Source organism: Phenylobacterium sp. FG114 (assembly GCF_057809855.1).
This window is the reverse complement of the sequence record NZ_JBMDKU010000002.1, coordinates 260,035-285,966: the sequence shown is the minus strand read 5'-3', so window position 1 is coordinate 285,966 and position 25,932 is coordinate 260,035. Positions and strand designations below refer to the sequence as shown.

The 25,932-nt window shown below is 68.7% G+C and carries 26 protein-coding genes; 18 read left to right on the top strand and 8 right to left on the bottom strand.

What is annotated here, in order from left to right; genetic code table 11:
- The first annotated feature begins 46 nt into the window (after nucleotides 1-46).
- Both zapE and ACODSY_RS04435 read left to right on the top strand, forming a co-directional pair.
- A complete protein-coding gene (gene zapE / locus ACODSY_RS04440) occupies nucleotides 47-1,162 on the top strand; it encodes a cell division protein ZapE (protein ID WP_488950446.1) in 1,116 nt (371 codons plus the stop codon).
- Nucleotides 1,163-1,247: 85 nt separating this feature from the next.
- Nucleotides 1,248-3,323, top strand: a complete 2,076-nt coding sequence (locus tag ACODSY_RS04435) for an ATP-binding protein (protein ID WP_488950445.1) — start codon at nucleotides 1,248-1,250, stop codon at nucleotides 3,321-3,323.
- On the opposite strand, the gene ACODSY_RS04430 is transcribed toward ACODSY_RS04435, so the two are convergent.
- A complete protein-coding gene (locus tag ACODSY_RS04430; protein ID WP_488950444.1) occupies nucleotides 3,320-4,201 on the bottom strand; it encodes a LysR family transcriptional regulator in 882 nt (293 codons plus the stop codon). The genes ACODSY_RS04435 and ACODSY_RS04430 overlap by 4 nt on opposite strands.
- A 254-nt stretch (nucleotides 4,202-4,455) precedes the next feature.
- Here ACODSY_RS04430 and sdhC point away from each other — a divergent pair, with 254 nt between their 5' ends.
- The 6 genes from sdhC to ACODSY_RS04400 all read left to right on the top strand — a co-directional run bounded on the left by sdhC (nucleotide 4,456) and on the right by ACODSY_RS04400 (nucleotide 10,303).
- Nucleotides 4,456-4,863: a succinate dehydrogenase, cytochrome b556 subunit gene (gene sdhC, locus ACODSY_RS04425; RefSeq protein WP_488950443.1), complete on the top strand. Its 408-nt coding sequence runs from the start codon at nucleotides 4,456-4,458 to the stop codon at nucleotides 4,861-4,863.
- Entirely contained in the window at nucleotides 4,863-5,246 is a 384-nt protein-coding gene (gene sdhD / locus ACODSY_RS04420; RefSeq protein ID WP_488950442.1) for a succinate dehydrogenase, hydrophobic membrane anchor protein, read from the top strand. Before sdhC ends, sdhD begins: the two co-directional genes overlap by 1 nt.
- Before the next feature lie 4 nt (nucleotides 5,247-5,250).
- Nucleotides 5,251-7,038 (top strand): succinate dehydrogenase flavoprotein subunit, encoded by a 1,788-nt coding sequence (gene sdhA / locus ACODSY_RS04415; protein ID WP_488950441.1) that lies wholly within the window; start codon nucleotides 5,251-5,253, stop codon nucleotides 7,036-7,038.
- A gap of 18 nt (nucleotides 7,039-7,056) precedes the next feature.
- Nucleotides 7,057-7,839, top strand: coding sequence for a succinate dehydrogenase iron-sulfur subunit (locus ACODSY_RS04410; protein ID WP_488950440.1), 783 nt, complete (start codon nucleotides 7,057-7,059; stop codon nucleotides 7,837-7,839).
- Between the two features lie 121 nt (nucleotides 7,840-7,960).
- Nucleotides 7,961-8,323: an endonuclease domain-containing protein gene (locus tag ACODSY_RS04405; RefSeq protein WP_488950439.1), complete on the top strand. Its 363-nt coding sequence runs from the start codon at nucleotides 7,961-7,963 to the stop codon at nucleotides 8,321-8,323.
- Nucleotides 8,324-8,467: 144 nt separating this feature from the next.
- Nucleotides 8,468-10,303, top strand: coding sequence for a DUF885 domain-containing protein (locus ACODSY_RS04400; protein ID WP_488950438.1), 1,836 nt, complete (start codon nucleotides 8,468-8,470; stop codon nucleotides 10,301-10,303).
- On the opposite strand, the gene ACODSY_RS04395 is transcribed toward ACODSY_RS04400, so the two are convergent.
- Entirely contained in the window at nucleotides 10,300-10,878 is a 579-nt protein-coding gene (locus ACODSY_RS04395; RefSeq protein WP_488950437.1) for a TetR/AcrR family transcriptional regulator, read from the bottom strand. The genes ACODSY_RS04400 and ACODSY_RS04395 overlap by 4 nt on opposite strands.
- A gap of 17 nt (nucleotides 10,879-10,895) precedes the next feature.
- Nucleotides 10,896-12,170, bottom strand: coding sequence for a cytochrome P450 (locus tag ACODSY_RS04390; RefSeq protein WP_488950436.1), 1,275 nt, complete (start codon nucleotides 12,168-12,170; stop codon nucleotides 10,896-10,898).
- Between the two features lie 208 nt (nucleotides 12,171-12,378).
- Between ACODSY_RS04390 and ACODSY_RS04385 the strand changes: the two genes are divergently transcribed.
- Nucleotides 12,379-13,611, top strand: a complete 1,233-nt coding sequence (locus tag ACODSY_RS04385) for an NAD(P)/FAD-dependent oxidoreductase (protein WP_488950435.1) — start codon at nucleotides 12,379-12,381, stop codon at nucleotides 13,609-13,611.
- Between the two features lie 23 nt (nucleotides 13,612-13,634).
- Entirely contained in the window at nucleotides 13,635-13,955 is a 321-nt protein-coding gene (locus ACODSY_RS04380) for a 2Fe-2S iron-sulfur cluster-binding protein (protein WP_488950434.1), read from the top strand.
- A gap of 72 nt (nucleotides 13,956-14,027) precedes the next feature.
- Here the strand turns inward: ACODSY_RS04380 and ACODSY_RS04375 are convergent, their stop codons facing one another.
- A complete protein-coding gene (locus tag ACODSY_RS04375) occupies nucleotides 14,028-14,774 on the bottom strand; it encodes a glucose 1-dehydrogenase (protein ID WP_488950433.1) in 747 nt (248 codons plus the stop codon).
- A 124-nt stretch (nucleotides 14,775-14,898) separates the two neighbouring features.
- Here ACODSY_RS04375 and ACODSY_RS04370 point away from each other — a divergent pair, with 124 nt between their 5' ends.
- Nucleotides 14,899-15,243 (top strand): ArsR/SmtB family transcription factor, encoded by a 345-nt coding sequence (locus tag ACODSY_RS04370; protein WP_488950432.1) that lies wholly within the window; start codon nucleotides 14,899-14,901, stop codon nucleotides 15,241-15,243.
- Between the two features lie 7 nt (nucleotides 15,244-15,250).
- On the opposite strand, the gene ACODSY_RS04365 is transcribed toward ACODSY_RS04370, so the two are convergent.
- On the bottom strand, nucleotides 15,251-16,771 hold the full coding sequence (locus ACODSY_RS04365) for a M20/M25/M40 family metallo-hydrolase (RefSeq protein WP_488950431.1): 1,521 nt from the start codon (nucleotides 16,769-16,771) through the stop codon (nucleotides 15,251-15,253).
- A gap of 79 nt (nucleotides 16,772-16,850) precedes the next feature.
- Here ACODSY_RS04365 and ACODSY_RS04360 point away from each other — a divergent pair, with 79 nt between their 5' ends.
- A complete protein-coding gene (locus tag ACODSY_RS04360; RefSeq protein WP_488950430.1) occupies nucleotides 16,851-17,363 on the top strand; it encodes a DOMON-like domain-containing protein in 513 nt (170 codons plus the stop codon).
- On the opposite strand, the gene ACODSY_RS04355 is transcribed toward ACODSY_RS04360, so the two are convergent.
- On the bottom strand, nucleotides 17,360-19,681 hold the full coding sequence (locus ACODSY_RS04355) for a sensor histidine kinase (RefSeq protein WP_488950429.1): 2,322 nt from the start codon (nucleotides 19,679-19,681) through the stop codon (nucleotides 17,360-17,362). The genes ACODSY_RS04360 and ACODSY_RS04355 overlap by 4 nt on opposite strands.
- 134 nt (nucleotides 19,682-19,815) lie before the next feature.
- On the opposite strand from ACODSY_RS04355, the gene ACODSY_RS04350 reads away from it, so the two are divergent.
- The 5 genes from ACODSY_RS04350 to mmcB all read left to right on the top strand — a co-directional run bounded on the left by ACODSY_RS04350 (nucleotide 19,816) and on the right by mmcB (nucleotide 23,228).
- Nucleotides 19,816-20,382, top strand: a complete 567-nt coding sequence (locus ACODSY_RS04350) for a hypothetical protein (RefSeq protein WP_488950428.1) — start codon at nucleotides 19,816-19,818, stop codon at nucleotides 20,380-20,382.
- Nucleotides 20,375-20,785 carry a metallopeptidase family protein gene (locus ACODSY_RS04345; RefSeq protein ID WP_488950427.1) on the top strand — a complete coding sequence of 137 codons (411 nt, stop codon included), beginning with the start codon at nucleotides 20,375-20,377 and terminating at the stop codon, nucleotides 20,783-20,785. Before ACODSY_RS04350 ends, ACODSY_RS04345 begins: the two co-directional genes overlap by 8 nt.
- 138 nt (nucleotides 20,786-20,923) lie before the next feature.
- Nucleotides 20,924-22,051, top strand: coding sequence for a ferritin-like domain-containing protein (locus ACODSY_RS04340; RefSeq protein ID WP_488950426.1), 1,128 nt, complete (start codon nucleotides 20,924-20,926; stop codon nucleotides 22,049-22,051).
- Between the two features lie 157 nt (nucleotides 22,052-22,208).
- Entirely contained in the window at nucleotides 22,209-22,736 is a 528-nt protein-coding gene (locus ACODSY_RS04335; protein WP_488950425.1) for a lipocalin family protein, read from the top strand.
- Between the two features lie 45 nt (nucleotides 22,737-22,781).
- Nucleotides 22,782-23,228: a DNA repair putative endonuclease MmcB gene (mmcB, locus tag ACODSY_RS04330; protein WP_488950424.1), complete on the top strand. Its 447-nt coding sequence runs from the start codon at nucleotides 22,782-22,784 to the stop codon at nucleotides 23,226-23,228.
- Between the two features lie 4 nt (nucleotides 23,229-23,232).
- On the opposite strand, the gene ACODSY_RS04325 is transcribed toward mmcB, so the two are convergent.
- Together ACODSY_RS04325 and ACODSY_RS04320 are read right to left on the bottom strand one after the other, a co-directional pair.
- Nucleotides 23,233-23,790 carry an ActR/PrrA/RegA family redox response regulator transcription factor gene (locus ACODSY_RS04325; protein WP_488950423.1) on the bottom strand — a complete coding sequence of 186 codons (558 nt, stop codon included), beginning with the start codon at nucleotides 23,788-23,790 and terminating at the stop codon, nucleotides 23,233-23,235.
- A gap of 70 nt (nucleotides 23,791-23,860) precedes the next feature.
- Entirely contained in the window at nucleotides 23,861-25,213 is a 1,353-nt protein-coding gene (locus ACODSY_RS04320) for an ActS/PrrB/RegB family redox-sensitive histidine kinase (protein ID WP_488950422.1), read from the bottom strand.
- Nucleotides 25,214-25,252: 39 nt separating this feature from the next.
- Here ACODSY_RS04320 and ACODSY_RS04315 point away from each other — a divergent pair, with 39 nt between their 5' ends.
- Nucleotides 25,253-25,864: an SCO family protein gene (locus ACODSY_RS04315; protein ID WP_488950421.1), complete on the top strand. Its 612-nt coding sequence runs from the start codon at nucleotides 25,253-25,255 to the stop codon at nucleotides 25,862-25,864.
- The last annotated feature ends 68 nt before the right edge of the window (nucleotides 25,865-25,932 follow it).

The following is a 25,932-nucleotide window of genomic DNA, read 5'->3' as shown; positions in this document are numbered from 1 at the left end:
GGCCCGTTCCTTGCGCTCCGGCGTTGGCGCGGCTAGGCCGGTGGCGATGGCCTCAGCCCTGCAAGCCGCCTACGACGCGCGTGTCCGCGAGGGCTCGATCCGGCCGGACCCGGCCCAGGCCGCCGCCCTCCAGGCCCTTGTGCGGCTGGAGGCGGACCTGGCGGCCGACCGGCCCAAGGGTGGCCTGAAGAAGCTGTTCCACAAGCCAGAGGGCCAGCGCGGCGTGTACCTCGTCGGGCCGGTCGGGCGCGGCAAGTCCATGCTGATGGACCTCTTCTTCGAGACGTCGCGAGAGCCGTCGCGACGGCGCACCCATTTCCACGTCTTCATGGGCGAAATCCACCGGCTGATCGACGCCTGGCGCAAGGGCGACGCCGCCGCACGCAAGGCCAGGTTCGGCCAGCACAAGGGCGACGATCCGATCCCGCCGGTGGCCGATGTCGTGGCGAACGAGGCGCGCCTGCTGTGCTTCGACGAGTTCCAGGTCACCGACATCGCCGACGCCATGATCCTGGGCCGGCTGTTCGAGGCGCTGTTCGCGCGCGGCGTCACCCTCGTGGCGACGTCCAACCGCGTGCCTGACGAGCTCTACAGGAACGGCATCAACCGCCAGCTCTTCCTGCCTTTCATCGACCTGCTGAAGAGCCGGGTCGAGGTGATGACCATCGCGGGTCCACACGACTACCGGCTGGATCGGTTGCGAGCGACGGGGACCTGGTTCTCGCCCGTCGATCCCGACAACGAGCGCCATTTCGACGCGCTGTGGCGCGAGATGCTGGGGCCGGAAGAGGAGAGCGGCGAGACCCTGGAGGTGCTGGGCCGCAAGGTGCACTTCCCCCATGCCGCCGGCGGCCTGCTGCGCGCAACCTTCGGCAGTCTCTGCTCGGTGGCGCTGGGCCCGAATGATTACATCGCCGTGGCCGAGCGGTTCCACACCGTGTTCCTCGACAGCCTGCCGAGACTGACCGCCAACCGCCGGGAAGAGGCGCGCCGCCTCGTGATCCTGATCGACGCGCTCTACGAGGCGAAGACCCATCTGATCGTGCTGGCGGAGTCCGAGCCGACCCGGCTCTATCCAGAGGGCGACGGCGCCTTCGAGTTCGAGCGGACGGCCTCGCGCCTCCAGGAAATGCGCTCGGCGGACTGGCTCGAGGACGAATAGCGGCTCAGGCTGAACAGCCTTAAGGCTTCCTTCGCGCCCCGCCTCCTAGGCTGGTCGCGCGTCAGCACGCACCGAGGAAGCGTCAGTGCCCCAGATAGACAGGCGTCACGGCCCGGCGATCATCGCGGGCCTGCTTTGCGCTGGCTACACCCTGAACCTGTGGCTCACCAATGTGCTGCGTGAGCAGGCCGGCGGGGTCGATACGATCTGGACGGCCAACGCTTTCGTCATCGGCGCCGTCCTGCTGCTGCCGCGCCGTTGGACCCCAGCCTGCCTCGCCGCCGGCTTCATGATCCAGCTCGCCGTCGTGCTGGCGTTCAGCCATTCGCTGTTCGACGCGGTCGCCTATTCGCTGCTGAACACCGCGGAGGCCGTGGTCGTCGCCACCCTGGCCCGGCGGCTGAACGCCGTGCGCCTCACCACGCCTGGCCGCTTCGCGCGGCTGATCTTCCTGGCGCTGCTGCCGATGCTGCTGGTGGGCAGCGGGCTGGTCGGGCTGGTGGTGCTGGGGATGAAGGGCGAGTTCCCGCTGGTGATGGTGGCGAACCGGCTGGCCGCCAAGTTCCTGGGCATGTCCCTGGTGCTGCCTGCGATCCTGCTGCTCGGCCATCGCGGAACCGGAGCGGCGGCCAAGCGCCCGTGGGAGCTCGTGTCCGGCGCGCTCTTGGTCTCGGCGCTGGCGGCCCTGATCTTCACTCCGTTCGGCGTCCTGGCGCTGCTCGGGATCTTCCCCGCCGTGACTCTGCTGGGCCTGCGCCTCGGCCCGCGCGCGCTCACCCTGGCGATCGCCCTGCTTTGCGCGGTGATGCTGACACTGGCCATGGCGTTCGGGCCGCCGCCCCTGCTCTCCGACTATCCGGACATCAACCGCAAGGTGACGATCTCCCAGGTCTATCTGGCGATGGTGTTCGCCACCGGGATCATCACGGCCCTCATGGCGACGCACCAGCAGCGGCTCCGCGCCCTGCTGACGAACCGTGCCCGCGCCGACCGACGCGCACGCGACCGCGCCGACGCCGCCTCGATCGCCAAGACCGATTTCCTGGCCACCATGAGCCACGAGATCCGCACGCCGCTGAACTCGATCATCGGCTTTGCGCAGGTCCTGGAGCGCACCTCCCTGCCCGAGGCGGCGCGCGACCAGGTGGGCGTCATCCGCCGCTCCGGCGCCGCCCTGCTGACGGTGGTCAACGACATTCTGGACTTCTCCAAGGTCGAGGCCGGCCGCCTGGAGCTGGACCCCAAGCCGGTGGACCTGACGCAGGTCTGCCGCGATGCCCTGGCGATCGTGAACGAGGCGGCCGAGCGCAAGGGCCTGGCGCTCGAGATGACCGTCGCCGGGGACCTGGCCGGCGCCTACGTCTGCGACGACCATCGCCTCTGCCAGGTGCTGCTCAACTTCCTCAACAACGCCGTGAAGTTTACCGATGCCGGCGGCGTGACCCTGACCCTCACCGCAACGGCCGGCGAGGCGGGTGACCGCATCCGTATCGCCGTCATCGACACCGGCGTCGGCATCCCGTCCGGGGTGCAGCCCATCCTGTTCGACCGTTTCCGCCAAGTGGACAGCTCGATCAGCCGCACCTACGGCGGCACCGGCCTGGGCCTCGCCATCGCCAAGGGCCTCGTCGAGGCGATGGGCGGCCGGGTGGGCGTCATCTCGACGCCGGGGGCCGGCTCCGAGTTCTGGATGGAAGCGACGCTGCCGCGCGCCGCCCAGGCGACGACCGCGGCCGCCGACGATGCGGAGGCGGGCGCGCTGGCCGCCCACGTCCTGCTGGTCGACGACCACCCCGTGAACCGCGAGCTGGGCGTGGCGGTGCTGACCCTGCTCGGCTGCACCGCGGACGTCGCCTGCGACGGGCACGAAGCGGTCCAGGCCGCCCGAGTGGCGCGCTACGACGCCATCCTGATGGACGTGCACATGCCGGGGATGGACGGCCTCGCCGCCACCCGCGCCATCCGCGCCCTGGATGGCCCCGCGAGTGCGACGCCGATCATCGCGATGAGCGCCGACGTGCTGCCCGAGCAGCTCGCCCGCATGCGCTCCGCGGGCATGATCGACAGCGTCGAGAAGCCGATCGACATCGAGGCGCTACAGGCCTGCCTGCTGCGCTGGGTCGGCCGCGACGCCGACGGCCGCGCCATCGCGGCGGCCTAGGCGCGCAAACTCTCCACCAGCTCCCGCGCATAGGGCCGCAGCTCGTCCGCCGCCCGAACCACGATGGTCAGTTCTCGCAGCGCCCAGTCGTCGGCGAGGTCGATGACGGCCAGGGACATGGTCTTGGCGGCGCGCGAGGCCGTGGTGCGCGGGACGACGCCCACGCCGACACCCGACTCCACCATGCGGCAGACGGCGTCGAAACTGCGGAGCTGGACGCGGGCCCGCAGAGGGCGACCTTCGCGGGCGGCCTTCGAGGTGAGGAAGCGCTGGAGCGAGCTGGAGCGCTCCAGGCCCACGAAGTCGTATTCCAGGACCTCGGCGAACGAGACCCGGCTGCGGGCGGCCAGCGGATGGCCCTTCGCCGCCACCACCACGAAGCGGTCCGAGCGGAAGGGGTAGGTCTGCAGGCCGCCCACATCGACGGTGCCGGCGACGATGCCCACGTCGCCCACCCCCTCGGCGATCAGGCCGACGATCTCGTCCGACAGCCGCTCCTCCAAGTCGACGCTGACGTGCGGATGGGCGGCCAGGAACGAACTCAGCGCCTCGGGCACGAACTCGGTGAGCGCATTGGTGTTGGCCAGCAGGCGCACCTCGCCCGATAGGCCGCCGGCGAAGGCCGACAGATCCTCGCGCATGCGCGCCGCCTGCCCCAAGATGGTGCGGGCGTGCTTCAGCAGCGTGCGACCCGCGGGCGTGGGCGTCACGCCCTGTCGCGACCGGGTGAAGAGCGCGGCGCCCAGCACCGCCTCCATGTTGCGGATGCGCGTGGAGGCCGCCGCGAGCGCCAGGGCGCTCTTCTCGGCGCCTGCTGTGATCGAACCGGCGTCGACCACGTCGCAGAACAGACGGAGATCGGTGAGATCGAAGCGCATCCTTCGCCTTTCGCGAAGGAACCCTAACTTGATCGCGCATTGCCTCCAAGCATGCCGCGAGGAAGACTTCGGGGAATACGAACGGAATGGCGTAGTCTGCAGCTTCGGATAATGCGAAGCATTCGCAACTGAAGGCGTCGTAAGTTCGAACTCGAAGCGCGGTCGGCGTGTCACATGTCGGCCGTTCGTTGACACCCCTTTTCCGGCGCTTAAAACCGCTGGGCCGAGGGCTTTAGGGGAGGCGACGGCTCGCCATGTCTACCGTTCCACGCGGTCCCGCCGACCGTCCGATGTCGCCGCACCTGCAGGTCTGGCGCTGGCACATCACCATGGCCACCTCGATCCTGCACCGGGTCACGGGCGTGGGCCTTTACCTCGGCGGCCTGATCGCCGCGGCCTGGGCTATCTCGCTGGCCGCCGGGCCCGAGAGCTACGCCGCGTTCAAGGGGCTGCTCGGCTCGCCGTTGGGCAAGCTGGTGATGTTCGGCATGACCGTGTCGGTCTTCTATCACCTGGGTAACGGCGTGCGGCACCTGGTCTGGGACTTCGGCCACGGCCTGGACCTCAAGAGCGCGAATTCGTCGGCCTGGACGGTGTTCGGCTTCACCATCGCCGCGACCCTCGCCACCTGGGCGATCGCGTTCCAGATCGGAGCCCTTTGATGAGCTTCCGCACCCCCCTTTCCACGGCCCGCGGGCTGGGCTCGGCCAAGCACGGCGTCGGCCACTGGCTCTCGGAGCGCGTCGCCGCGGTGGCGCTGGTCCCGCTCGTCCTCTGGGGCGTCTACAGCGTCATCCTGCTGGCCCGCATGGACTACTACGAAGCCGTAGAGTGGATCCGCAGCCCCGTGAACGCGACGCTGATGGTGCTGACCCTCGGCATCAGCTTCATGCACATGCAGTCGGGCCTGCGCGTGGTCATCGAGGACTACGTCTATTCGCACCTGAACAAGGCGGCCTGCTTGCTGGCCAACCTGTTCGTCAGCGGCCTCGCGGGCGCGCTGGCCATCATGTCCATCCTCAAGGTCGCGCTGGGAGGCGGCTGATCCCATGGCGACCTATGAATTCATCGATCACAAGTTCGACGTCGTCGTGGTCGGCGCCGGCGGCTCGGGCCTCCGCGCCGCGCTGGGCTGCGCCCAGGCCGGCCTGAAGACGGCCTGCATCACCAAGGTCTTCCCCACCCGCTCGCACACCGTGGCGGCGCAAGGAGGCATCTCGGCGTCCCTGGGCAACATGGGCGAGGACGACTGGCGCTGGCACATGTACGACACCGTCAAGGGGTCGGACTGGCTGGGTGACCAGGACGCCATCGAATACCTGTGCCGCAACGCGCCGGCCGCCGTGTACGAGCTCGAACACTGGGGCGTTCCGTTCAGCCGCACGACCGACGGCAAGATCTATCAGCGCGCCTTCGGCGGCATGACCAAGAACTATGGCGAGGCTCCGATCCAGCGCACATGCGCCGCGGCCGACCGCACCGGCCACGCCATGCTGCACACCATGTACGGCCAGAGCCTTGCGCACTCGACCGAGTTCTTCATCGAGTACTTCGCCCTGGACCTGATCATGGACGAGGGCGTCTGCCGGGGCGTCACCGCCTGGAAGCTGGACGACGGCACGCTGCACCGGTTCCAGGCCCAGCTGGTGATCCTGGCCACCGGCGGCTACGGCCGCGCCTACTTCTCGGCGACCTCGGCCCACACCTGCACCGGCGACGGCGGCGGGATGGTGCTGCGCGCCGGCCTGCCGCTGCAGGATATGGAGTTCGTGCAGTTCCACCCGACCGGCATCTATGGCTCAGGCTGCCTGATTACCGAGGGGGCTCGCGGCGAAGGCGGCTACCTGACCAACTCCGAGGGCGAGCGTTTCATGGAGCGCTATGCGCCCACCGTGAAGGACCTGGCGCCGCGCGACATGGTCAGCCGCGCCATGACCATGGAGATCCGCGAAGGCCGCGGCGTGGGCCCGAAGAAGGACCACATCTTCCTGCACCTCGACCACCTGGATCCCAAGATCCTGGCCGAGCGCCTGCCCGGGATCTCCGAGAGCGCCAAGATCTTCGCCGGCGTCGACGTGACCAAGGAGCCGATCCCGGTCCTGCCGACCGTGCACTACAACATGGGCGGCATCCCGACGAACTTCTACTCGGAGGTCGTCACCAAGGCCGGCAAGAACCCCGACCAGACCGTGCCCGGCCTGATGGCCGTGGGCGAGGCGGCCTGCGTGAGCGTGCACGGCGCCAACCGGCTCGGTTCGAACTCCCTGATCGACCTGGTGGTGTTCGGGCGCTCCGCCGCTCTGCGCGCCGCCGACACGATCAAGGCCGGGGCGACCCAGCCCGAGCTGAAGCCGGCCATGACCGACGGCCACCTCACCCGCCTCGACCACTTCCGCAACGCCAACGGCTCGACGTCGACGGCCGAGCTGCGCCTGGAAATGCAGATGGCCATGCAGGAGGATGCGGCGGTCTATCGGACCTCCACGGCCCTCGCGTCCGGCGTCCAGCGCATGAACGCGGTGAACGCCAAGCGCGTCGACCTGAAGGTTACCGACCGCTCGATGGTCTGGAACAGCGACCTCATGGAGACGCTGGAGCTGGACAACCTGATCGGCCAGGCGGTCGTGACCGTTACCGGCGCCCACAACCGCACCGAAAGCCGCGGGGCTCACGCCCATGAGGACTTCCCGGACCGCGACGACAAGAAGTGGATGAAGCACACCCTGGCGTGGTTCGACGACGCCACCGGCAAGGTGAAGATCGATTACCGCCCGGTGCACGACTACACCATGACCAACGAAATCGCGCCCTTCCCGCCGAAGGCGCGGGTCTACTAGGCGAAGGGGAACAGACAGATGGTCCAGCTCACCCTTCCGAAGAACTCCGTCCCCAAGGGCGGCAAGCACTTCCCCGCCCCCGCGGGCGCGACGAAGGTCAAGACGTTCAAGATCTACCGCTACGATCCGGACAGCGGCCAGAACCCGTCGTGGGACACCTACGACGTCGACCTCAGCCAGTGCGGCCCGATGGTCCTGGACGTGCTGATCCACATCAAGAACAACGTCGACCCGACGCTGACCTTCCGCCGCTCGTGCCGCGAAGGCATCTGCGGCTCGTGCGCCATGAACATCGCCGGCCGCAACACCCTGGCCTGCATCCACGGCCACGAGGAATGCCCCGGCGACAAGGTCTCGATCAGCCCGCTGCCGCACATGCCGGTGGTGAAGGACCTGGTGCCGGACCTGACGCTGTTCTACGCGCAGTACGCCTCGGTGGAGCCCTGGCTGAAGACCGAGACGCCGGAGCCGCAGAAGGAATGGCGCCAGTCGCCGGAGGACCGCGAGAAACTGGACGGCCTCTACGAGTGCATCCTCTGCGCTTGCTGCTCGACCTCGTGCCCCAGCTATTGGTGGAACCAGGAGAAGTACCTGGGCCCGGCGGCGCTGCTGCACGCCTATCGCTGGATCATCGACAGCCGCGACGAGGCCACCGGCGCGCGCCTGGACGACGTGGAAGACCCGTTCAAGCTCTACCGCTGCCACACGATCATGAACTGCGCCCAGGTCTGCCCGAAGGGCCTGAACCCGGCCAAGGCGATCGCCGAGATCAAGAAGATGCTGGTGGACCGGGTGGTGTAGCTGGCTCAGCCCTCTGCGTTCGCGGAAGGCGATCATGGACCAATGGCGTCGAAGCCACCCACTCCTCTCCCCCGAGCGCGAAGCGCCGAGAGGGAGAGGGTAGGGAGAGGGCGCGTAGAGTATGGCGATCACAGGCCGCGCCAGGACGGATCGAGCTCGCGAACTGCGGCGCGAAGATACTCCGGCCGAGGCCCGCCTCTGGAACGCTCTTCGAGCCCATCGCCTCGGCGGCTGGAAATGGAAACGGCAAGTCCCGTTCGGCCCCTATTTCCTCGACTTTCTTTGCGTTGAAGCTGGCCTGGTGGTCGAGGTCGACGGTGGCCAGCACTCCGAGCAGGCGGACTACGACGCGCGACGGACTGCCTATCTGCAGCGCAAGGGCCTCAAGGTGCTGAGGTTCTGGAATTCCGACGTGCTGACCAACCGCGAAGGTGTGTGCGACACGATCCTCGATGCTTGCGGCGGGGAGCGCCCGGGAGGCTGAGACGCCTAGGCCCTCTCCCTACCCTCTCCCTCTCGCTTCGCGGGGGAGAGGAGTGCCCACCTCAACGGCCCGCTCCCCGGCACATTTCACCCGCGAAACCGCTCTCAGCTTGAGCACCGTGCCGTGCCATGCCTCATTGCGGGCATGCTGCGCACCCTTCCCGCCCTTGCCGCCCTTGCCCTCGTCGCCGCTCCGGCCGCGGGCGTCATTCTCGCCGTCCCGTCCGCCGCGATGGCGCAGGCGCCCGACGCCGAAACCCAGAAGTTCAACGCGTTCCTGGACGCCGAATTCGCCGAGGCCCTGAAGTTCAGTCCGCAGACGGCGACGATCATCGGCCGACGTGACGGCTACGACCGCCTGAACGACCAGAGCGAGGCGGGCGAACTGAGGGCGCTGGAATGGCGGCGCGGCAGCGTGGCGCGGATGAAGCAGGGCTTCCAGCGCGACAAGCTCTCGGACGAGGGCAAGATCAGTTTCGACATGTGGAGCCAGGAGCTTGACCGGGCCGAGCTGGCCTACAAGTTCCGCCGTTACGACTTCCCGTTCGGCGGCAGCGGGGCGCACGCCGGCCTGCCGTCGTTCCTGATCAGCTCGCATCTCGTCGACAGCGCCGCCGACATGAAGGCCTACAACGCCCGCCTGCGCGCCCTGGGCCCGGCGATGGACCAGGCCCGTGAGCGGGCGACGAGCGCGGCCGCCGACGGGATCCGCATGCCGCGCTTCGCCTACGAGCGGATGATCGGCGAGAGCAGGAAGCTGATCTCCGGCCAGCCCTTCGCGGCCGACGGCCCGGACTCGCCGCTCTGGACGGACGCCAAGGCCAAGGTCGCCAAGCTGACCGCCGCGGGCAAGGTGACATCCGCCGAGGCCGACGGCCTGCTCGCGGAGGCCAAGGCCGCGCTGAGCACCGACATGAAGCCGGGCTACGAGCGCCTCATCGCCTGGGGCGAAGGCGACATCGGCAAGGCGCCGTCGGGCAAGGTGGGCGCCCTGACGCTGCCGAACGGACTGGCCTGGTACCAGGCGGCGATCACGCTGCAGACCACCACCACGCTGACGCCCGACCAGATCCACACGCTGGGCCTTTCGGAGGTGAAGCGGATCCAGGGCGAACAGGACGCCCTGGCCAAGCAGGCGGGCTTCAAGAACGCCGACGCCTATTACGTCGAGCTGAACCGCGCCGACCCACCCAAGCCCTACACCGACGAGAACCGCGCCGAGATACTGGCCTATTCCAACAGTCTGATCGCCACGGCGCGCGAGAAGCTGCCGCTCATGTTCAACAAGCTGCCGGAACACCGGATGGAGGTGATCCGCGAGCCGTCGTTCAGCGAGGTGGCCGGCGGCGCGGCCCATGCCAGCGGTCCCAGCCCCGACGGCGCGCGGCCGGGACGCGTCTATCTCCACATGCTGGGCACGACGCAGTTGGGGGCCAGCCTGGCCGACCTGATGTGCCACGAGGGCGCGCCGGGCCACGTGATGCAGGGCGACATCCGCGTGCGCCAGCAGGGCGCGCCGCAGTTCCGCCTGGCCGCCCGCAACGCCGCCTTCAACGAAGGCTGGGGCCTCTATTCCGAGCTGCTGTGCAAGGAGATGGGCGTCTATCCCGATATCGCGTCGGACTTCATGCGCCTGGACGCCGAGCTGTTCCGCGCCGCGCGCCTGGTCACCGACACCGGCCTGCACGCCAAGGGCTGGACCGAGGACGAGGCGATCGCCTACCTCAAGACCACCGGCCGCCGGGGCGAGGACCAGGCCCGCGCCGAGACCCGTCGCTACATCGTCAATCCCGGCCAGGCCACGGCCTACAAGATCGGCATGATCCGCATCATGCAGCTCCGCGCCGAGGCCCAGAAGGCGTTGGGGCCGAAGTTCGACATCAAGGCGTTCAACGACACGGTGATCGCCTCGGGCTCGCTGCCGCTGTCGGTGCTCGACCGCCGGATCAAGGACTGGGTGGCCGAGCAGAAGGCGCGCTAAGACCGCGGCGGCCGGAACAGGGTCTCCAGGCCGGCGATCACGTCCTCGATGAGCTCGCCGCCCTCGGGCGTGCTGGGCGCGAGGTCCGCGGCGCCGTGCGCGGCGGCCCAGACGGCCAAGGTGATGTGGCGCAGCGGCGGGTCGATCTGTCCTTGGCCGGTCGCCACCTCCGTCACGATCCGATGCAGGCCGGCCAGGGCCGCGGCCCGGGCTTCCACCACCTGCGACTGCTCGGCGATCTCGGGGTCGAACATCAGGCCGAACAGCCCGGGCTCGCGTCGCGCGAACTGAAAGTAGCCTACCGCCCAGCCTCGCAGTCGGCGGCCCTCGCCAGCCTCGCGGTCGGCCCGCTCGAGGTCGCGGCGCAGCTCCATGAACCCGCTGGCGGCCAGCTCGGCCAACAGGGCGGTCTTGCTGTCGTAGTGGTGGTACATCGAGCCGGCGGTGATGCCGGCCCGCGCGGCGAGCGCGCGCAGGTTCAACTGCTTGAGGCCGCCCTCCTCCAGCATCTCCCGCGCCTCGCGGATCAGGCGGCCGGGCAGGTCTCCGACGTGGTAGCGGCGTCCTTCCGACATCGACGCCGAGCTTACGCCTAATTCCGGCGCGGGATCACCACCGGCAGCGTCTCGTAGCCCTTCACGAACACCGAATGTGTGCGGAGCGGCTCGCGGACCAGACGGATCTCGGGGAAGCGGGCCAGGATCTCTTCCCAGATGATGCAGAGCTGCAGCTCGGCTAGCCGGTTGCCCACGCAGCGGTGGATGCCGAACCCGAACGACAGGTGGTTACGGACCCGCTCGCGCTGGATGTTGTAGCGGTTGGGCTCGGGGATCTGGGTCTCGTCGCGGTTGCCCGAGACGTACCACATCACCACGCGGTCGCCGGCCTTGATGGTCTTGCCGCCGATCTCGAAGTCGCGCGTCGCGGTCCGCGCCATGTGGGCCAGCGGGGTCTGCCACCGGATGGTCTCGGAGACCATGGCCGGGATCAACGACGGGTCGGCGCGCAGCTTGTCGTACTGGTCGGGGTTCTTGTTCAGCGCATAGACCGAGCCCGAGATCGTGTTCCGGGTCGTGTCGTTGCCCCCGATGATCAGCAGCACGACGTTCGAGTGATAGTCGTGGACGTTGAGGTTCCGGGTGGCCTCGGCGTGGGCCATCATCGAGATCAGGTCGAACTTCGGCGGCGCGTTGACCCGCTCGGCCCACAGGGCGTCGAAGGCGGCGAAGCAGGCGTCGGCCTGTTCGCGCTTGTGCTCCCAGCTCTTGGCGGGACCGAAGCCGGGCGTGTTGGTGAACATGTCGGACCAGAAGGTCAGTTCGCGCCGCTTTTCCTGCGGATAGTCGAAGAGCGTGGCCAGGGTCATGGCCGTGAGTTCCTTCGACACGCGGTCGACCCAGTCGAACTCCTCGCCGATCGGCAGGCTGTCCAGAATCTTACCGGCCTCGCTCCGGATGATCGGGCTCATCGCCTGGAGGTTCTGGGGCGCGACGGCGGGGCTCACCGTCTTACGCTGGATGTCGTGGCCCGGCGGGTCCATGGCGATGAAGCTGTTGCCGCGGGGCCGCTTGTCGGCCTCGGCTTTCTGCTCCAGCGACTGGAGCACGATGCTCTCGGCCGAGGAGAACACCTCGTGATTGGTGTCCACGGCCATGATGTCCTGGTAGCGGCTGATCGACCAGAAGCCGTCGTATTCGTCACCGCGCGGCGTCCAGTGGACGGGCGACTCCTTCCGCAGCCGGTCGAAGATCGGCCACATGGCGTCGTTGGCGAAGAGGTCGGCCTGGGCCGGGTTCAGCGCCTCGATCGGCGTGGCCCACACCTCGGCGGCGGCGGCCTCACGGAACTCGACTGATCCGTCGTCCATGTCTTCCTCCTCGGGCGCTGACGGCCCTTTGGGGTATGGGGCCCATCCAAACACCGTTCGGCAAGCCTTACCTGCCGATAGGGTTCCTGGACGTCGCCAGGATTGCCCTCCGCAGGGTCACGGGGCAAAGAGTGGCCGGCGCCGGGGCGTGGGCAGCCGGGCCGCTATTGAAGTTGACGCCAGCGTCACTTTTGTGCATCGGAGAAACATGAGCGGGTCGGACGGACATGTCGTGATCGTGGGCGCAGGCCATGCCGGCGGCACGGCCGCGGCCTTGCTTCGCCAGTACGGCTACGAGGGCCCGATCACGATGATCGGGGACGAGCCGATCGCGCCCTACCAGCGGCCGCCGCTCTCGAAGGCGTGGCTGAAGGGCGAGGCCGACGCCGATTCGCTCGCGCTGAAGCCGGTGGAGTTCTACGCCGAGAACCAGATCGATTTCCGGCCTTCGGTGACGGCCACCGCGTTGAACCGCGGCGCCAAGACCGTCGCCCTCTCCGACGGCTCGACGCTGGCCTACGACATCCTGATCCTCGCCACGGGCGCCCGCGCGATCGCGCTGCCGATCGAAGGCGCAGACCTCAAAGGCATCCTTTTCCTCCGCACGGCCGCCGACGCCGAGGCCCTTAAGGCCCAGGTCGGTCCAGGCAAGACCCTGGCCGTGGTGGGCGGGGGCTACATCGGCCTGGAAGTGGCCGCCTCCGGCCGGGCGCTGGGCGCCGACGTGGTAGTGCTCGAGCGCGAGGACCGCATCCTGGCCCGCGTCGCCTGCCGCGAGCTGTCGGACTTCTTCACCAGCTACCACCGCAAGCATGGCGTCGCCTTCGAACTGGGCTGCAGTGTCGTGGCGTTCGAGGGCAAGGACGGCCATGTCGCTGGCGTGAAGCTGTCGGACGGCCGCACCATCCCCTGCGACGCCGCCGTCGTCGGCGTGGGCGCCCATCCGAATGACGAACTGGCGAAGGACGCGGGCCTGGAGTGCGCGCGCGGCGTCGTGGTCGACCTGGACGCGCGCAGCGTCACCGACCCTTCCGTCTTCGCGATTGGCGACGTGGCTCACCGGCCGATGCCGATCTACGATCGCATGTTCCGCATGGAGAGCGTGCCCAATGCGCTCGAACAGGCCAAGCAGGTCGCCAGCGCGCTCGTCGGCAAGCCGCGGCCGCCGGGAGAGTGCCCCTGGCAGTGGAGCGACCAGTACGATCTGAAGCTCCAGATCGCCGGCTACGCCTTCGACGTGGACGAGGTCCTGGTGCGGGGCGACCCGGCCACCGGCAAGTTCGCCGTCTTCCACCTCAAGGGCGACCAGGTGCAGTCCGTCGAGGCGATCAATTCGCCGCCCGAGTTCATGATGGGCAAGATGCTCATTCTCAACCGCAAGCCCGTCGACAAGGCCAAGCTTGCGGACCCATCGGTTTCCATGAAAGAGGTCGCCAAATGAACGGCGATCAGTGAGGGGCGTCCATGGCCAAGATCACCTACATCGAGCATGACGGCACCAAGCACGAGATCGACGTGAAGCCGGGGCTGACCGTCATGGAAGGCGCCGTGAAGAACAACGTCCCGGGCATCGACGCCGACTGCGGCGGCGCCTGCGCCTGCGCCACCTGCCACGTCTACGTGGACGAGGCGTGGCTTTCCAAGACCGGCACGAAATCGACCATGGAGGAGTCGATGCTCGACTTCGCCGAAGGCGTTCAGGAGAACAGCCGCCTCTCGTGCCAGATCAAGGTGAGCGACGAGTTGGACGGCCTGGTCGTGACCATGCCGGAAAGCCAGCACTAAGCGGATCGGGAAGCCTTCCTGCTGGGGAGGCGGAGGCGACGGCGGCCCCCGGTGGGGACCGCCGCGCGTGCTTCAGCGAAGGCCGCCGGTGGCGAGCAGCTTCTCGCCCGTCAGCCAGCGGGAATCGTCCGAGGCCAGGAACACCGCGATGTCGGCGATGTCGTCGGGGCGGCCAACGCGACCCAGCGGGGTCTGGGCGACGAAGCCCGCTTCCATTTCAGATCCGATGATGCCCGCCGACTGCGTGCCTTCGGTGTCCACCACGCCGGGATTTATCGCGTTCACGCGGATCTTGCGCGGGGCGAGCTCGTTGGCGAGCACGCCGTTGATCGCGTCCAGGGCCCCCTTGGTGCCGGTGTAGACCGCCGACTCCGCCATGAGCAGGGTGGTGACGCCCGAGCTGATGTTGATGATGCTGCCGCCTTCGCCCAGGTGCTTGGCTGCGGCCTGGGTGACCAGCAGAACACCCAGAACATTGATGTCGAACTGGCGGCGGAACTCGGCCTCGGTGATGTCGGCCAGAGCGCCGAAAGCGTAGACGCCCGAGTTGTTCACCAGGATGTCGAGCCGGCCGTACGCTTTCACGGCCGCGTCGATCAGGCCCTGTGCGTCCGCCGCCTTGGAGACGTCGCCGCCGACCGCGATCGCCTTGCCGCCGGCCGCCGTGATCGCCGCCACGACCGCGTCGGCGCCGGCCTTGCTGGAGGCGTAGTTGACGACCACCGACGCGCCCTCGGCGGCCAGCGCCTTGGCGATGCCGGCGCCGATCCCCTTGGAGGCGCCCGTGACGACGGCGACCTTGCCTTGAAGCTTGGACATGGAGTGTTTCCCTCTGAATACGCTGGGACGGGCGGCAGTCGCCGGGATGGCGGGGTCGTCGTCCTGAAGTTCAGGAAATCGGAACTATTGAACCAAGGCGCAAGGGGGCCTATCTTGAAAAATCATGAGGCCGCTGCTTCACCCCTCGATCGAAGACGTCCGGCTGGAGGCCATCCTCCACGCGTTGTCCGATCCCGTGCGCGTCGCCATCTTCGCCGACATCGCGGCCGCCGATTGCCCACAACGGTGCTCGGCCTTCTCCTCGGTTGGCGACCGGGCCATCCCCAAGTCGTCGCTCTCGCAGCACTTCAAAGTGCTGCGCGAGGCGGGCCTGATCCGCTCGGAGCGGCAGGGCGTGGAGATGCGCAACACCTCGCGCTGCCCGGAAATCCAGGAACGTTTCCCCGGCCTGATCCCGGCCATCCTCGACGCCCATGTGGCCGAGGCGAAGGCCGGCCAGGCGGCCTAGCCGCCCGTCAGCCCAGGGCGGCGACCTGGTAGAGGAAGTCGACGAAGCCGAGCGCCGCTTCGTCCATGCCGGCCACCTTGGTCGGATTGGCGCTTTCGATCAGGAAGATCTCGTTGGGCGCGTGGGCGCCGTTGCCGTAGCCCAGTCCGAACTGCCCGGCCGGCAGGTTGAGCGGCGGGCCGGTGAAGACCACGCCCGGCCAGCTTCCCGCCAGTCGCGGATATAGCGTCACCGCCGCGCCGAAGCGCTTGTAGGCGGCGACTTGGGCCTTGGTGAGGGCGGCGTCCTCCGGTGTCTCGGTGGGGCCGTACCCTCCGGTGACGTTGACCTCCACGTCGGTGAACCCGCGCTTGTCCAGGTGGGCGCGCAGTTTCCGGATAGTGTCCTCCTTGGTCATGTTCGGGACCATGCGGATTTCGAGCTTGGCCGTCGCCTTGCCGGGCAGGATCGTCTTGCCGCCCGGGCCGGTGTAGCCGGCGATCAGGCCCTGGATGTTGACCGTCGGCACGGCGGCCAGCCGCTCGAGCGACTGCTCCCAGGTCATGTCATCGATCCAGCGCGAGACGCCGAGCTGCGCCTTGGCGTCGGCCTCGCTGGTGCGCGCGGCGGTCTGGGCGATCAGCTCGCGCTCGCGGGCGGTGAGCGGGCGGACCATCTCGGGGATGCCGTCGATCACCACGGTGTTGCCGTCCGGACTGACCAGCGACGACAGCGCCGCCACCAGCCGCCAGGGCGGGCTGTCCACGCGGGCCTTCTGGCTGGAATGGATGTCGCCCTTGGGTCCGCGCCCCCACTTCTCGCCGGAGACCACAAGTTCCATCTCCAGAGCGCCCTTGGCGCCGAGGTTGACGGTGACGGCGCCGGTCGAGGGGCTCTGCGAGGCGAACGGGATGATCACGCCCACGGTCTTCTTCAGGGCCGCCGCCACCTGGGGCGCGGTCACGATCTCGTGGAAGTTCGGCGAGGCGATCTCTTCCTCGCCCTCGGCCACCAGAACGAGGTTCACCGGCAGCTTGCGGCCGGCGGCCTTCATGGCGTGAAGCGCGGCCAGGACCGTGGCCTCGGGCCCCTTCTGGTTCACCGCCCCGCGCCCCATGACCACCTTGCCCAGGCCCGGTCGATCCAGGATCCGGCCCTCCAGCGGCGGGCTCTCCCACTCCTTCGGGTCGAACTGCTTCACGTCGTACATGAAGTAGAGCCCCAGGGTCTTCTTCGCGCCCGCATCGTAGGTGGCGAAGACGCCGGGTTTGCCCTTGGACGGCACCAGCTCGGCCTTCTGGAAACCGGCGTCGAGGGCCAGTTGCTTCATGTAGTCCGCGCCTTGCGGATAGTTCAGGTTCTCCGCGGCGATCGACGGCAGGGCGATCCAGTCCTGCAGCCGCTTCACGGCCGCGCCGTGGCCGGCCGCGAGGGCCTTCTTCACGTCGGCGTAGCTGTCGGCCGCGAACGCCGCCCCAGGCGCGAGACCTGCCAGGCCCGTGGCCGCCGCACCCGCCAGCAGCGCGCGCCGATCCGTCGTCGCTTTCATCGCCGATCCCCCAGACTCCGATGCTCTACCGAAAGGGGTATCGCGTGCGGCGGGGATCGCAAGTGGCTAGCATCGACCGATGCGTCGCGCGCTCCAGGCCCATCCCGTCACACCCTGCCCCGTAGTCCGTAGTCTGCAGGCCGTGGCCGAGCGTGAGGGCCAGCTCCTGCGCCTGGGCTTCCAGGTGGCGGCCGATCTCGAAGCCCTGTCGATCCCGCCCCCCGCCGAACCGGCGCGAACCGACGGTCAGTGGGCGCACACCTGCTTCGAGGCCTTCGTGGGCCTGGGCGGCGACGAGTACCTGGAGTTCAACCTGTCCCCCTCGGGGCGGTGGGCGGCCTACCGCTTCGACGCCTATCGCGAGGGCATGGCGCCGCTGCACGGTATCGAGGCGCCCCGGATCGAGGTCTTGCGCCGCGACGGCGGGCTGGAACTGCGGGCGATCCTGGACCTGCCGACAGCCGGGCCGATCCGGCTGGGCCTGACGGCGGTGATCGAGGCAAAGGATGGGGCGCTCTCCTATTGGGCCCTTGCCCACGCGTCGGGGCCACCGGATTTCCACCGCGCCTATGGGCGCGTGCTGTCCCTCTAGCTCGCGAAGCCCAGTTCCGGCTGGCTCACGGCGGTGGCGACTTCGGGCAGATGGCAGGTGAACTTCGCGCCGGCCCCCGGCTCGCTCTCCAGCGCCACCCAGCCCCCATGCAGCTCGGTCAGCGCCTTCACCAGCGCCAGGCCCAGGCCCGGACCGCCACGCTCGCGGCCGATGAAGCGGTCGAAGATATGCGCCTGGACGTGGAATGGGATCCCGCGCCCAGTGTCGGCCACCTGCAGCTGCACCTCGCCCAGCGCCTTGCGCGCGGCCAAGGTCACCGTGCCGCCCGGCGGCGTCTGGCCGATCGCGTTCTCCATCAGGTGATCCAGGATCTGGCTCAGCCGGCGGCGGTCGCCGCGGATGGCGCCCACCGTTTCCGACGGCTGCATGACGATGGACACCTTGGCGAGCTCGGCCTCGGGCTTCCAGCGCGCCGTGGTCTCGATCAGCAGGTCCGCGACGCTCACCTGGGTCAGATCCAGCGCCATTTCGTCGGCGTCGATCTGGGCCATGTCCAGCACGTCGTCGATGGAGCGCGCCAACTGGGTCGCCGCCGATTTCACGGCCGCCGCATAGCCCCGCGCGCGCTCGGTGAGGCCGTCGCCCGAGTGCTCCAGCAACTCGGAATAGCCGATGATGGTGGTGAGCGGGGTTCGCAGTTCGTACGAGACGTTGCCCACGAAGTCCCGCTTCAGCCGCTCGGCCTCGCTGAGCGCCTGTTCGCGATCGGCCAGGGCGCTCTCCAGTCGTCGGGCGTCGGTGACGTCGGTGAAGGCCACCAAGGTCGCGCCGTCCGGCAAGGGGCGCGTGCGGTATTCGACGGTCCGGTCGTCGGAGGTCTGAGCCTCACCGGTGATCGGCATCCGCGCGGTCGGGTCAGGATCGGCCACCCGCCCCTTCAGGTCCTTCCAGAACGCCATGTCGTGGAGCTTGTGGACGCAGAGCTCGACCACGCCCTCGAAGTCGCCCGCCGCCTCGAGCTGCAGCGGCGTGATGTTCCAGAACCGTTCGAAGCTCTCGTTGTGCAGGCGCAGGCGGCCGTCCGAGCCAAACACGGCGACCGCATCGCTGAGCTTGTCCAGCGTCGCCTGTTGAACCTGGATCAGGGCGTTGTACTGCGCCTTCATCCGCAGCTCGACGGTGATGTCCGCGAACAGCAGCAGCAGGCCGCCCAGCGGGTGCGACTGGCGCACCACGCGCAGGGTGCGGCCGTCGGGCGTGCTCCACATGTCGTCCGGCTGCTGCTCCAGCCGCTCGTAGCGGTCGAGCTCCGAGGCCTTCCATTTGGCGTAGTCGGCCGTCTCGGGCAGGCGGCGGCGCTGGCGCAGGCGGTCGAGGATCTCGCCGTGCGTGGGCCGCTCGGTCAGCCAGGCAGGCTCGAGGCCCCACAGTTCGGCGAAGGCGGTGTTATGGAACGACAGCCGCTTGGCGCCGTCGAAGATCACCACCGCGTCGTCCAACCGGTTCAGCGTCTCGTCGTGCGCCTCGACGTTGCGTTTGGCGGCTTCGCGGGCCTCCTCGAGATCGGTGAGATCGTCGGTCCAGACGCCGACGCCGCCCCCCTCCAACGGCTGGGCGGTGATCTGGAAGGCGCGGCGGCGGCCTCCGAACGACAGCCAGCGCAGGGCCTCGCGCCGCTGGCCCATGTTCGCCGCCTCGCTGGCGATGGCGTCCGCGCCCTTGTCGAAGGCGACGCCGCGCTGCGCCGCCTCGTCTAGGCTGGCCGCGTCGACCGCCTTCAGCCACGCGGCGTTGACCCATACGGGCGAACCGTCGGCCGCCGCGATCCAAGCCGGGCAGGCGCGCGAATTGAGGAAGGCGGCGAACCGCGGCGCGGTCGGCAGGCCCTGGTCCTCGCCCAGCACCGCCGAGACCCGCAGCCAGGCGAGGGCGCCCGCGGCCCGGCCCTCGACCGTCACCACCCCGGCCGGCCCCTTCACCTCGAACGCCACCGCCTCGCCGCGTTCGAACAGCCCGCGCAGGCGCCGCGCGTGGTCGGGGTCGGCGCGCATCAGCGCGTTCAGGAGGTACTGCGGATCGTGCTCGGAAAGGCCCAGCGCCTCGCAGCAGATGTTGAGGCTCTCCTCGCCCGAGGCCAGCAGGGCGTGGCCATCCTCGACCGCGAGAAGCGCGGAATCGAAGGCTTCCGCCGAGGCCTGGGCGGTCTCGGCGCCGGCTTCGAGCTGACGGATGCGCGTCTTCAGGCCCGCGATCCGGCGATCGGACGCGCGGCGCTGGGCGAACGCCCATAGGACGGCGGAAATGGCCAGGCTCACCGCGCCCGCCGCCGCCGCCAGCATCAGTTCGTGCGCACTCATCGACGCCCCGGCGAATCGTTGGGCCAGAGCTTAGGGCCTGCCGGCCCCGGCCGCACGTGCAGCGTCGTCGCGGGACTTGCCGCCCCTACTTGCCCTGCTGTTCTGGCCGTGGCCTTTGCGCGAGAATGACGCCGATGACGGCCATCCTGTATCCCGTGGCGACCAATGCCGAGCAGGCGCTCAGCCGCCCGCTTGGCCGCGCCGCGCGCGAGAGCGATGCGCGCCGCCGAGCCGGCGAGGCCGTGGCCTTCGCCACCGATCCCGTGGGTCCGGCCTTCGCGAGACGGGAGGCGGCGCTGGACGCCTACGCCGGCCGCGTGGAGGATGAACGGACGGGCGCCATGCCCGAGAGCGAGGACCGCTGCTGCCGACTGATCGAACAGGTGGCCGAAGGCGCGCCGCGCCCCAGGACCGTGGAGCCTACCTATGCCGATGGCCATCGCTGGCCAACCCCGCCCAGGCCGACCCGCACGGTCTGGCGGCTGGTCGTCTCGTACTGGCGGATCGGCACGGCGGAGCGGCCGCTCGACCCGCCACAGGCGCGGCTGGCGCGAAAGAACGGCCAGGACCTGGACCCCGACACCCTGCGCGCCATCGCCCGCACGCCGCTGCGCCCGACCAAGCCGCAGCAGCCGTTGGACATCGGTCTCTTCGAGATCCGCCCGCCGGAGGCCCCCCACATCGTGATGCCGGATGAGTGAAGACCTGTTTGCGGGGCGCGCGCCCTCGCTCGACGACCTGGCCGAACTCGCCGAGCGGGCCTTCGCCGCCCTGCCCGAGGGCTTCCGCAGCCTCGCAGGCGAGGTGGTCTTCCGGGTGGACGACTTTCCGCCCGACGAGGTGCTCGACGAGCTGGGCATCGAGGACCCGTTCGGCCTGACCGGCCTCTACTCCGGCGTCAGCCTGGCCGATCGATCCGTCTTCGGCGCCGCCGCCGAACCCAGCCGCGTGTTCCTTTATCGCCGCCCCATACTCGACGAGTGGGCCGAGAACGGCGAGATCACGCTGGAGGAACTGGTCACCCACGTCCTCGTCCACGAGATCGGCCACCACTTCGGCCTCAGCGACCCCCAGATCGACGCCATCGAGGCGGCGGCGGAGTAGCGACGGCGTTCGCGTCAGAGACGGGCAAGGGAAGAAGAAAGACAGGGTGAAGCGAAAGTTGACGCCCCCGTCACCTTCCTTGACTGATCACCGTTCAGATCGCATGGTGGGCAAAAGCACCAGGTGAGGAGCATCCCCATGGCCGCCGACGGCAACATCACCAAGGACCTGATCTACGACGCCGTCGCGCCGGACGACTTCGAGTCGATGCTGGAGCTGGACCGGTACAACAATCGCTCGACGGCGTTCGACAAGATCATCTCGGCGACGCACGACCACTTCTGGGATCCGCTCGACAAGAAGTACATCGACTTCGACGAGCCGTTCGACATGGAGAACCAGTCGGTCCTGCCCGAGGACATGGTCGTCTCCCTGCAGACGAAGTACGTCTCCGACCGTCTGTCCAACCCGAAGGACCGCATCCGCTTCATCAACCAGTTCGCTCTGCGCAGCTTCTCCTCGATCCTGCATGGAGAGCAGGGCGCGCTGAACCTTTCGGCCAGCCTCTGCCACGTGCTGAAGGACCAGGGCGCGCAGGAATACGCCGCCAACCAGACGCGCGAAGAGGCTCGCCACGTCACGGCCTTCGCCAAGTACATCAAGGCCCGCTGGGGCCGTCCGGTCGAATGCGGCGCGACGCTCAAGGCCTTGCTGGTCGACATCATCGGCAGCCCTGAGGTCTACAAGAAGATCGTCGGCATGCAGATGCTGGTCGAAGGCCTGGCGATGGGCGCCTTCGCCACCTTCTTCAAGGTCTCGAACGACCCGCTCGCCCGCAAGCTGATGCAGCTGGTGATGACCGACGAGGCCTTCCACCACAAGTTCGGGAAGATCTGGGCCGACCGGACGATCCCGCACCTGTCGGAGAAGGAGCACGAGATCATCGAGCTCTGGGCCGCGCAGTGCTTCCAGACCCTGCTCTTCAACCTGGTCGGGCCGTCGCAGCAGCGCAGCCTGTACGAGGAATTCGGCCTCGACCCCGACAAGGTGATCGAGGAACTGGCCTCGATCATCACCGACGAGAGCCGCCGCGAGGGGATGAAGGAGCAGACCAACATCTTCCGCGTGCTGGTGAAGACGCTGCTGAACGCCGGGATCATCACCGAGCGCACGCGCGCCTTCTACGCCATGTACGTCGACATGGACGAGCTCAAGGCCGAGGGCGACTCGATGGTGGGCGACGCGATCGCCGAGGAGGGCATCCGCTACCTCCAGGAGATCAACTTCGCCGACAAGGCCAAGCAGGTGCTCATCGCCGCCGAATAGCGCGGCGCGCATCGCCGGAATTTCGGGCGCCCGTCGGACAGATCCGGCGGGCGTTTACCTTTTCGCCTCGCCCACGCCACACTGCGTCCCTATATCGCGTGGGGTGACGCCCAGGGGGCGTTCCGTCCGCCCGCACCTTCCTATATTGCACCGCAACATGATCCAGCGTCTCATTCTCGCCGCCGCCGCGGCCTGCCTGATGCTCGCTCCTGCCGCCGCGCAGGCCGCCGTCGAGCCTACGGGCCGCATAGAGCTGTCGAAGATGATGGGCCGCTGGTACGAGGTCGCCCGCGTGCCCAACGTCCTGCAGAAGGACTGCCAGGCGGGCGCTTCGGAGTGGACGCCCCAGGCGCAGGGCTTCGCCGTGGTGCAGTCATGCCGCAAGGACACGCCGGACGGCCCGCTCAAGACCTGGAAGGCCAAGGCGACGGTCGCCGATCCGCGCACCAACGCGAAGTTCAAGATGGCGTTTTTCGGCGGCGTGGTGACTCAGGACTATGTGGTCGTGGAGCATCGGCCGGAACAGGGCTGGCTGGTGCTGGCCACCGCCAACGGCAAGTACCTGTGGCTGATGTCGCAGAAACCGACGCTGCCCGCCGCGATCAAGACCCAGGCGCTGGCCCGCATCCGCCAGCTCGGCTTCGACGTCGGCCGGCTGGAGTTCCCTCTGCCGGGCCGGAGCTAGCCGCAACGCTTGCCAGCGGAACGTAGGCGGAACAGAGTGGCCGCCATGGACGTCACCGTCGTCATCTCGAGGCCCGAGACCACCGCCACCGTCACCCGCGGCGCGGCGCGCCTGCTGACGGCCTTGGGCTATGCGCCGCTCGCCGAGGTGACGCTGCCGAACGGGCGGCGCGCCGATCTGATGGCGCTCGGCCCAAAGGGCGAGGTCTTCATCGTGGAGGTGAAGTCCGGGATCGACGACTTCCGCGTCGACGTGAAATGGCCCGAGTATCGGCCGTATTGCGACGCCTTCGCCTTCGCGGTCGCGCCCGAGTTCCCCCGTGAGATCCTGCCCGACGAGCCCGGCCTCATCGTCGCCGACGGCTTCGGCGGCGCCATCCTGCGCGAGGCGCCGGTCGAGTCCCTGGCCGGCCCGCGGCGCAAGGCCCTCACGCTGGCGTTCGCGCGACTGGCGGCGCTGCGCGCAGGGGGAGTCCAGGCGACGGAGTTGTGAGCTCCTAACGCGGCGCCCGCTTGGCGAGGATGCGCTGCAGGGTCCGCCGGTGCATGTTCAGCCGCCGGGCGGTCTCCGAGACGTTGTGGTTGCAGAGCTCGTAGACGCGCTGGATGTGCTCCCAGCGGACGCGATCGGCGCTCATCGGATTGTCCGGCGGGGCGGGCGCCGCGTCGCCGCGGGCCAGCAGGGCGCGGACCACGTCGTCGGCGTCGGCGGGCTTGGAGAGGTAGTCCACCGCCCCCGCCTTCACCGCCTGCACCGCCGTGGCGATGTTGCCGTAGCCGGTGAGCATGATGATCTTGGCGTCGGGCCGGGCGTCGCGCACCGCCTCGACGACCTTCAGGCCCGAGCCGTCCTCCAGCCTCATGTCGAGCACGGCATAGGCGGGCGCGTGGGTCTTCACCGCCGCGATGGCCTCCTGCACGCTGCCGACGAGAGTGGGCTCGAAGCCGCGTTGCTCCAGGGCTCGTCCTAATCGCGTGCGCAAAGGCGCATCGTCGTCGAGCACCAGGAGGCTCTTGTCGGCCAGGGCCGTAACTTCGGCGGACAGGTCGGTCATGCGTCGTGCCTCCCACTTGCGGCAGAGTGTCGCACCTGTGTGCATTTCTGCAAGCTTTGCCGCGTGTACATCAAGTGACCTCAACCAATGAGCGAGGCCATTTCGCAGCTACAACGGCGCCGCGAGGCTTCGCAGTATGAAATGTCACGACCGCCCCGGTCCGTTCCAACAAGGTCTTGGAAATGAAGAAGCCCAGGCCCATCCCGATGTGCCCGGTTCGCGATCCTTCGGCGCCGGGACGGCTGGTGACGTAGGGCTCACCGAGCTTGGCGAGGATCTCGGGCGAGAAGCCCGGGCCGTCATCGCGGACCTCGATGATCACGCTTTCGGCATCGAAGCGCGCGGAGACCAGGATCTCGGACTTCGCGAAGTCGACCGCGTTTTCCACGAAGGTGGTGAAGGCGTGGGTAATCTCGGGCAGGCGGCGGATGTCCGGGGTCTTCACATCCTTGGCGCCGGTGACGATGGCCTCGACGCGCACTTCCTTCGAGGCGTTGGCGTGCGGCTCGATCACCTCCTGTACGAGCTGGCGGAGCGACAGCCGCTCGTGCACCTCGTCGGTGGCCTCGTCGGGCGTGGCGGCCAGCCGCTTGAGGATCTCGCGGCATCTTTCGGCCTGAGCGATCAGGAGCTCGGCGTCTTCCTTGACCTGCGGGAGCGTCGCCTCGCGGGCCATCTCCTTGGCGACGATCGAAATGGTGGCCAGGGGAGTGCCAAGCTCGTGGGCGGCCGCGGCGGCCAGGGCGCCCAGGGCCGACAGCTTCTGCTCGCGGGCCAGCACGGTCTGGGTGACGTCCAGCGCCAGCGCCATACGCGCCGCCTCAACCACCGATTGGCGTACATAGCCGGCGACCAAGGCGATGCCCGCCACGTTGGCGATGCCCGCAGCCAACCGAAACTCGAGCGTCAGCCTCGGTTCGACCGTCGCCGACGGGTAAGGCAGGGAGACCACGCCCAGCAGCATCGACAGGATCGACGCCAGTCCGCCCAGGATCAGCAGCGGGCGCAGCGGCAAGGTGGCTGCGGCCAGGGTCACCGGCGCCAGCAGGATCAGGATGAAGGGGTTCGCGGTGCCGCCGATCAGGCCCAGCAGCAGCGACATCTGCAGGATATCCAGCGACAGCTGGGCCATGGCCTCGCGGTCGCTCATCACCCGCTGGGGCGGCGAAGCGACGCCCGTCAGCACGTTGACGAAGGCGCCGGCCGCGACCACCGCGGCGCAGAGGAAGTAGGGCGCCTCGTAGCGCAGGGCGAAGGCCATGGCCGCCAGCAGGGCCACCTCGCCGCCGATGACCACCCAGCGCAAAGTGACCAGGGTGCGCACCCGCAGATGGCCCCGGCGGATCGCCGCCGAATCCCAGACGTCTTGCGCGCCCGCGGGCGGAGCCGTATCGAGGCCGGCGTTCGCGGGCTGAGCGCTCATCGGCGCCAGCCCCGCGCGGCGTCAGCGAGGAATGCCTCCATGTCCAGGAAGATCCTGGCCCTCATTGCGGTCCTGGCGCTCGCGCTCGCCATCCTTACCGGCCTCGCCGTCCGCAAGGGCGTGCTTGGGCCCCAACCCCAAACCGTCGCCGTCGGCGGACCGTTCCAGTTGGTGGATACTTCGGGGCGTGTGGTCAACCAGGACATTCTGAAGGGCAAGTGGAGCGTGGTGTTCTTCGGCTTCACCCACTGCCCCGACATCTGCCCCACCACCCTGTTCGAACTGGGCCAGGTGGAGCCTTTGCTGGGCTCCGACGCCGCCAAGGTCCAGACGGTGTTCATCTCGGTCGACCCGGCGCGCGACACGGTCGCCCAGATGAAGGCCTATGTGGAGAACGACGCCTTCCCGAAGCGGATCGTCGGCCTGACCGGTTCTGCGGCCCAGGTGGACGCCGCGGCCAAGGCCTATCGCGTGTACTACCAGAAGGTCGGCGACGGCGACTCCTACACGGTCAACCACGCGGCCTACAGCTATCTGATGAACCCTAAGGGCCGCTTCGCCTGCGTGCTGCCCTATGATCTCACGCCCGATCAGACGGCGGCCAAGATCAAGGCCGCAATGCAGCGTGGCGACAACGCCGACAGCTGCTGACGACCTGCTTCGAACATCCGGTGCGACGATCTCACCGTAGAGCTTGCGGAGCCTATTAACGTTCCGCA

Coding starts and splice junctions, on each gene's coding strand:
- ACODSY_RS04345 (WP_488950427.1), top strand. CDS start 20,375: ATGAGTGAAGACCTGTTTGCGGGGCGCGCGCCCTCGCTCGACGACCTG.
- ACODSY_RS04325 (WP_488950423.1), bottom strand. CDS start 23,790: ATGACCGACCTGTCCGCCGAAGTTACGGCCCTGGCCGACAAGAGCCTC.
- ACODSY_RS04405 (WP_488950439.1), top strand. CDS start 7,961: ATGGCGATCACAGGCCGCGCCAGGACGGATCGAGCTCGCGAACTGCGG.
- ACODSY_RS04395 (WP_488950437.1), bottom strand. CDS start 10,878: ATGTCGGAAGGACGCCGCTACCACGTCGGAGACCTGCCCGGCCGCCTG.
- zapE (WP_488950446.1), top strand. CDS start 47: ATGGCCTCAGCCCTGCAAGCCGCCTACGACGCGCGTGTCCGCGAGGGC.
- ACODSY_RS04390 (WP_488950436.1), bottom strand. CDS start 12,170: ATGGACGACGGATCAGTCGAGTTCCGTGAGGCCGCCGCCGCCGAGGTG.
- sdhA (WP_488950441.1), top strand. CDS start 5,251: ATGGCGACCTATGAATTCATCGATCACAAGTTCGACGTCGTCGTGGTC.
- ACODSY_RS04360 (WP_488950430.1), top strand. CDS start 16,851: ATGCGTCGCGCGCTCCAGGCCCATCCCGTCACACCCTGCCCCGTAGTC.
- ACODSY_RS04430 (WP_488950444.1), bottom strand. CDS start 4,201: ATGCGCTTCGATCTCACCGATCTCCGTCTGTTCTGCGACGTGGTCGAC.
- ACODSY_RS04350 (WP_488950428.1), top strand. CDS start 19,816: ATGACGGCCATCCTGTATCCCGTGGCGACCAATGCCGAGCAGGCGCTC.
- ACODSY_RS04315 (WP_488950421.1), top strand. CDS start 25,253: ATGTCCAGGAAGATCCTGGCCCTCATTGCGGTCCTGGCGCTCGCGCTC.
- mmcB (WP_488950424.1), top strand. CDS start 22,782: ATGGACGTCACCGTCGTCATCTCGAGGCCCGAGACCACCGCCACCGTC.
- sdhC (WP_488950443.1), top strand. CDS start 4,456: ATGTCTACCGTTCCACGCGGTCCCGCCGACCGTCCGATGTCGCCGCAC.
- ACODSY_RS04340 (WP_488950426.1), top strand. CDS start 20,924: ATGGCCGCCGACGGCAACATCACCAAGGACCTGATCTACGACGCCGTC.
- ACODSY_RS04320 (WP_488950422.1), bottom strand. CDS start 25,213: ATGAGCGCTCAGCCCGCGAACGCCGGCCTCGATACGGCTCCGCCCGCG.
- ACODSY_RS04380 (WP_488950434.1), top strand. CDS start 13,635: ATGGCCAAGATCACCTACATCGAGCATGACGGCACCAAGCACGAGATC.
- ACODSY_RS04410 (WP_488950440.1), top strand. CDS start 7,057: ATGGTCCAGCTCACCCTTCCGAAGAACTCCGTCCCCAAGGGCGGCAAG.
- ACODSY_RS04400 (WP_488950438.1), top strand. CDS start 8,468: ATGCTGCGCACCCTTCCCGCCCTTGCCGCCCTTGCCCTCGTCGCCGCT.
- ACODSY_RS04365 (WP_488950431.1), bottom strand. CDS start 16,771: ATGAAAGCGACGACGGATCGGCGCGCGCTGCTGGCGGGTGCGGCGGCC.
- ACODSY_RS04355 (WP_488950429.1), bottom strand. CDS start 19,681: ATGAGTGCGCACGAACTGATGCTGGCGGCGGCGGCGGGCGCGGTGAGC.
- ACODSY_RS04385 (WP_488950435.1), top strand. CDS start 12,379: ATGAGCGGGTCGGACGGACATGTCGTGATCGTGGGCGCAGGCCATGCC.
- ACODSY_RS04335 (WP_488950425.1), top strand. CDS start 22,209: ATGATCCAGCGTCTCATTCTCGCCGCCGCCGCGGCCTGCCTGATGCTC.
- ACODSY_RS04375 (WP_488950433.1), bottom strand. CDS start 14,774: ATGTCCAAGCTTCAAGGCAAGGTCGCCGTCGTCACGGGCGCCTCCAAG.
- sdhD (WP_488950442.1), top strand. CDS start 4,863: ATGAGCTTCCGCACCCCCCTTTCCACGGCCCGCGGGCTGGGCTCGGCC.
- ACODSY_RS04370 (WP_488950432.1), top strand. CDS start 14,899: ATGAGGCCGCTGCTTCACCCCTCGATCGAAGACGTCCGGCTGGAGGCC.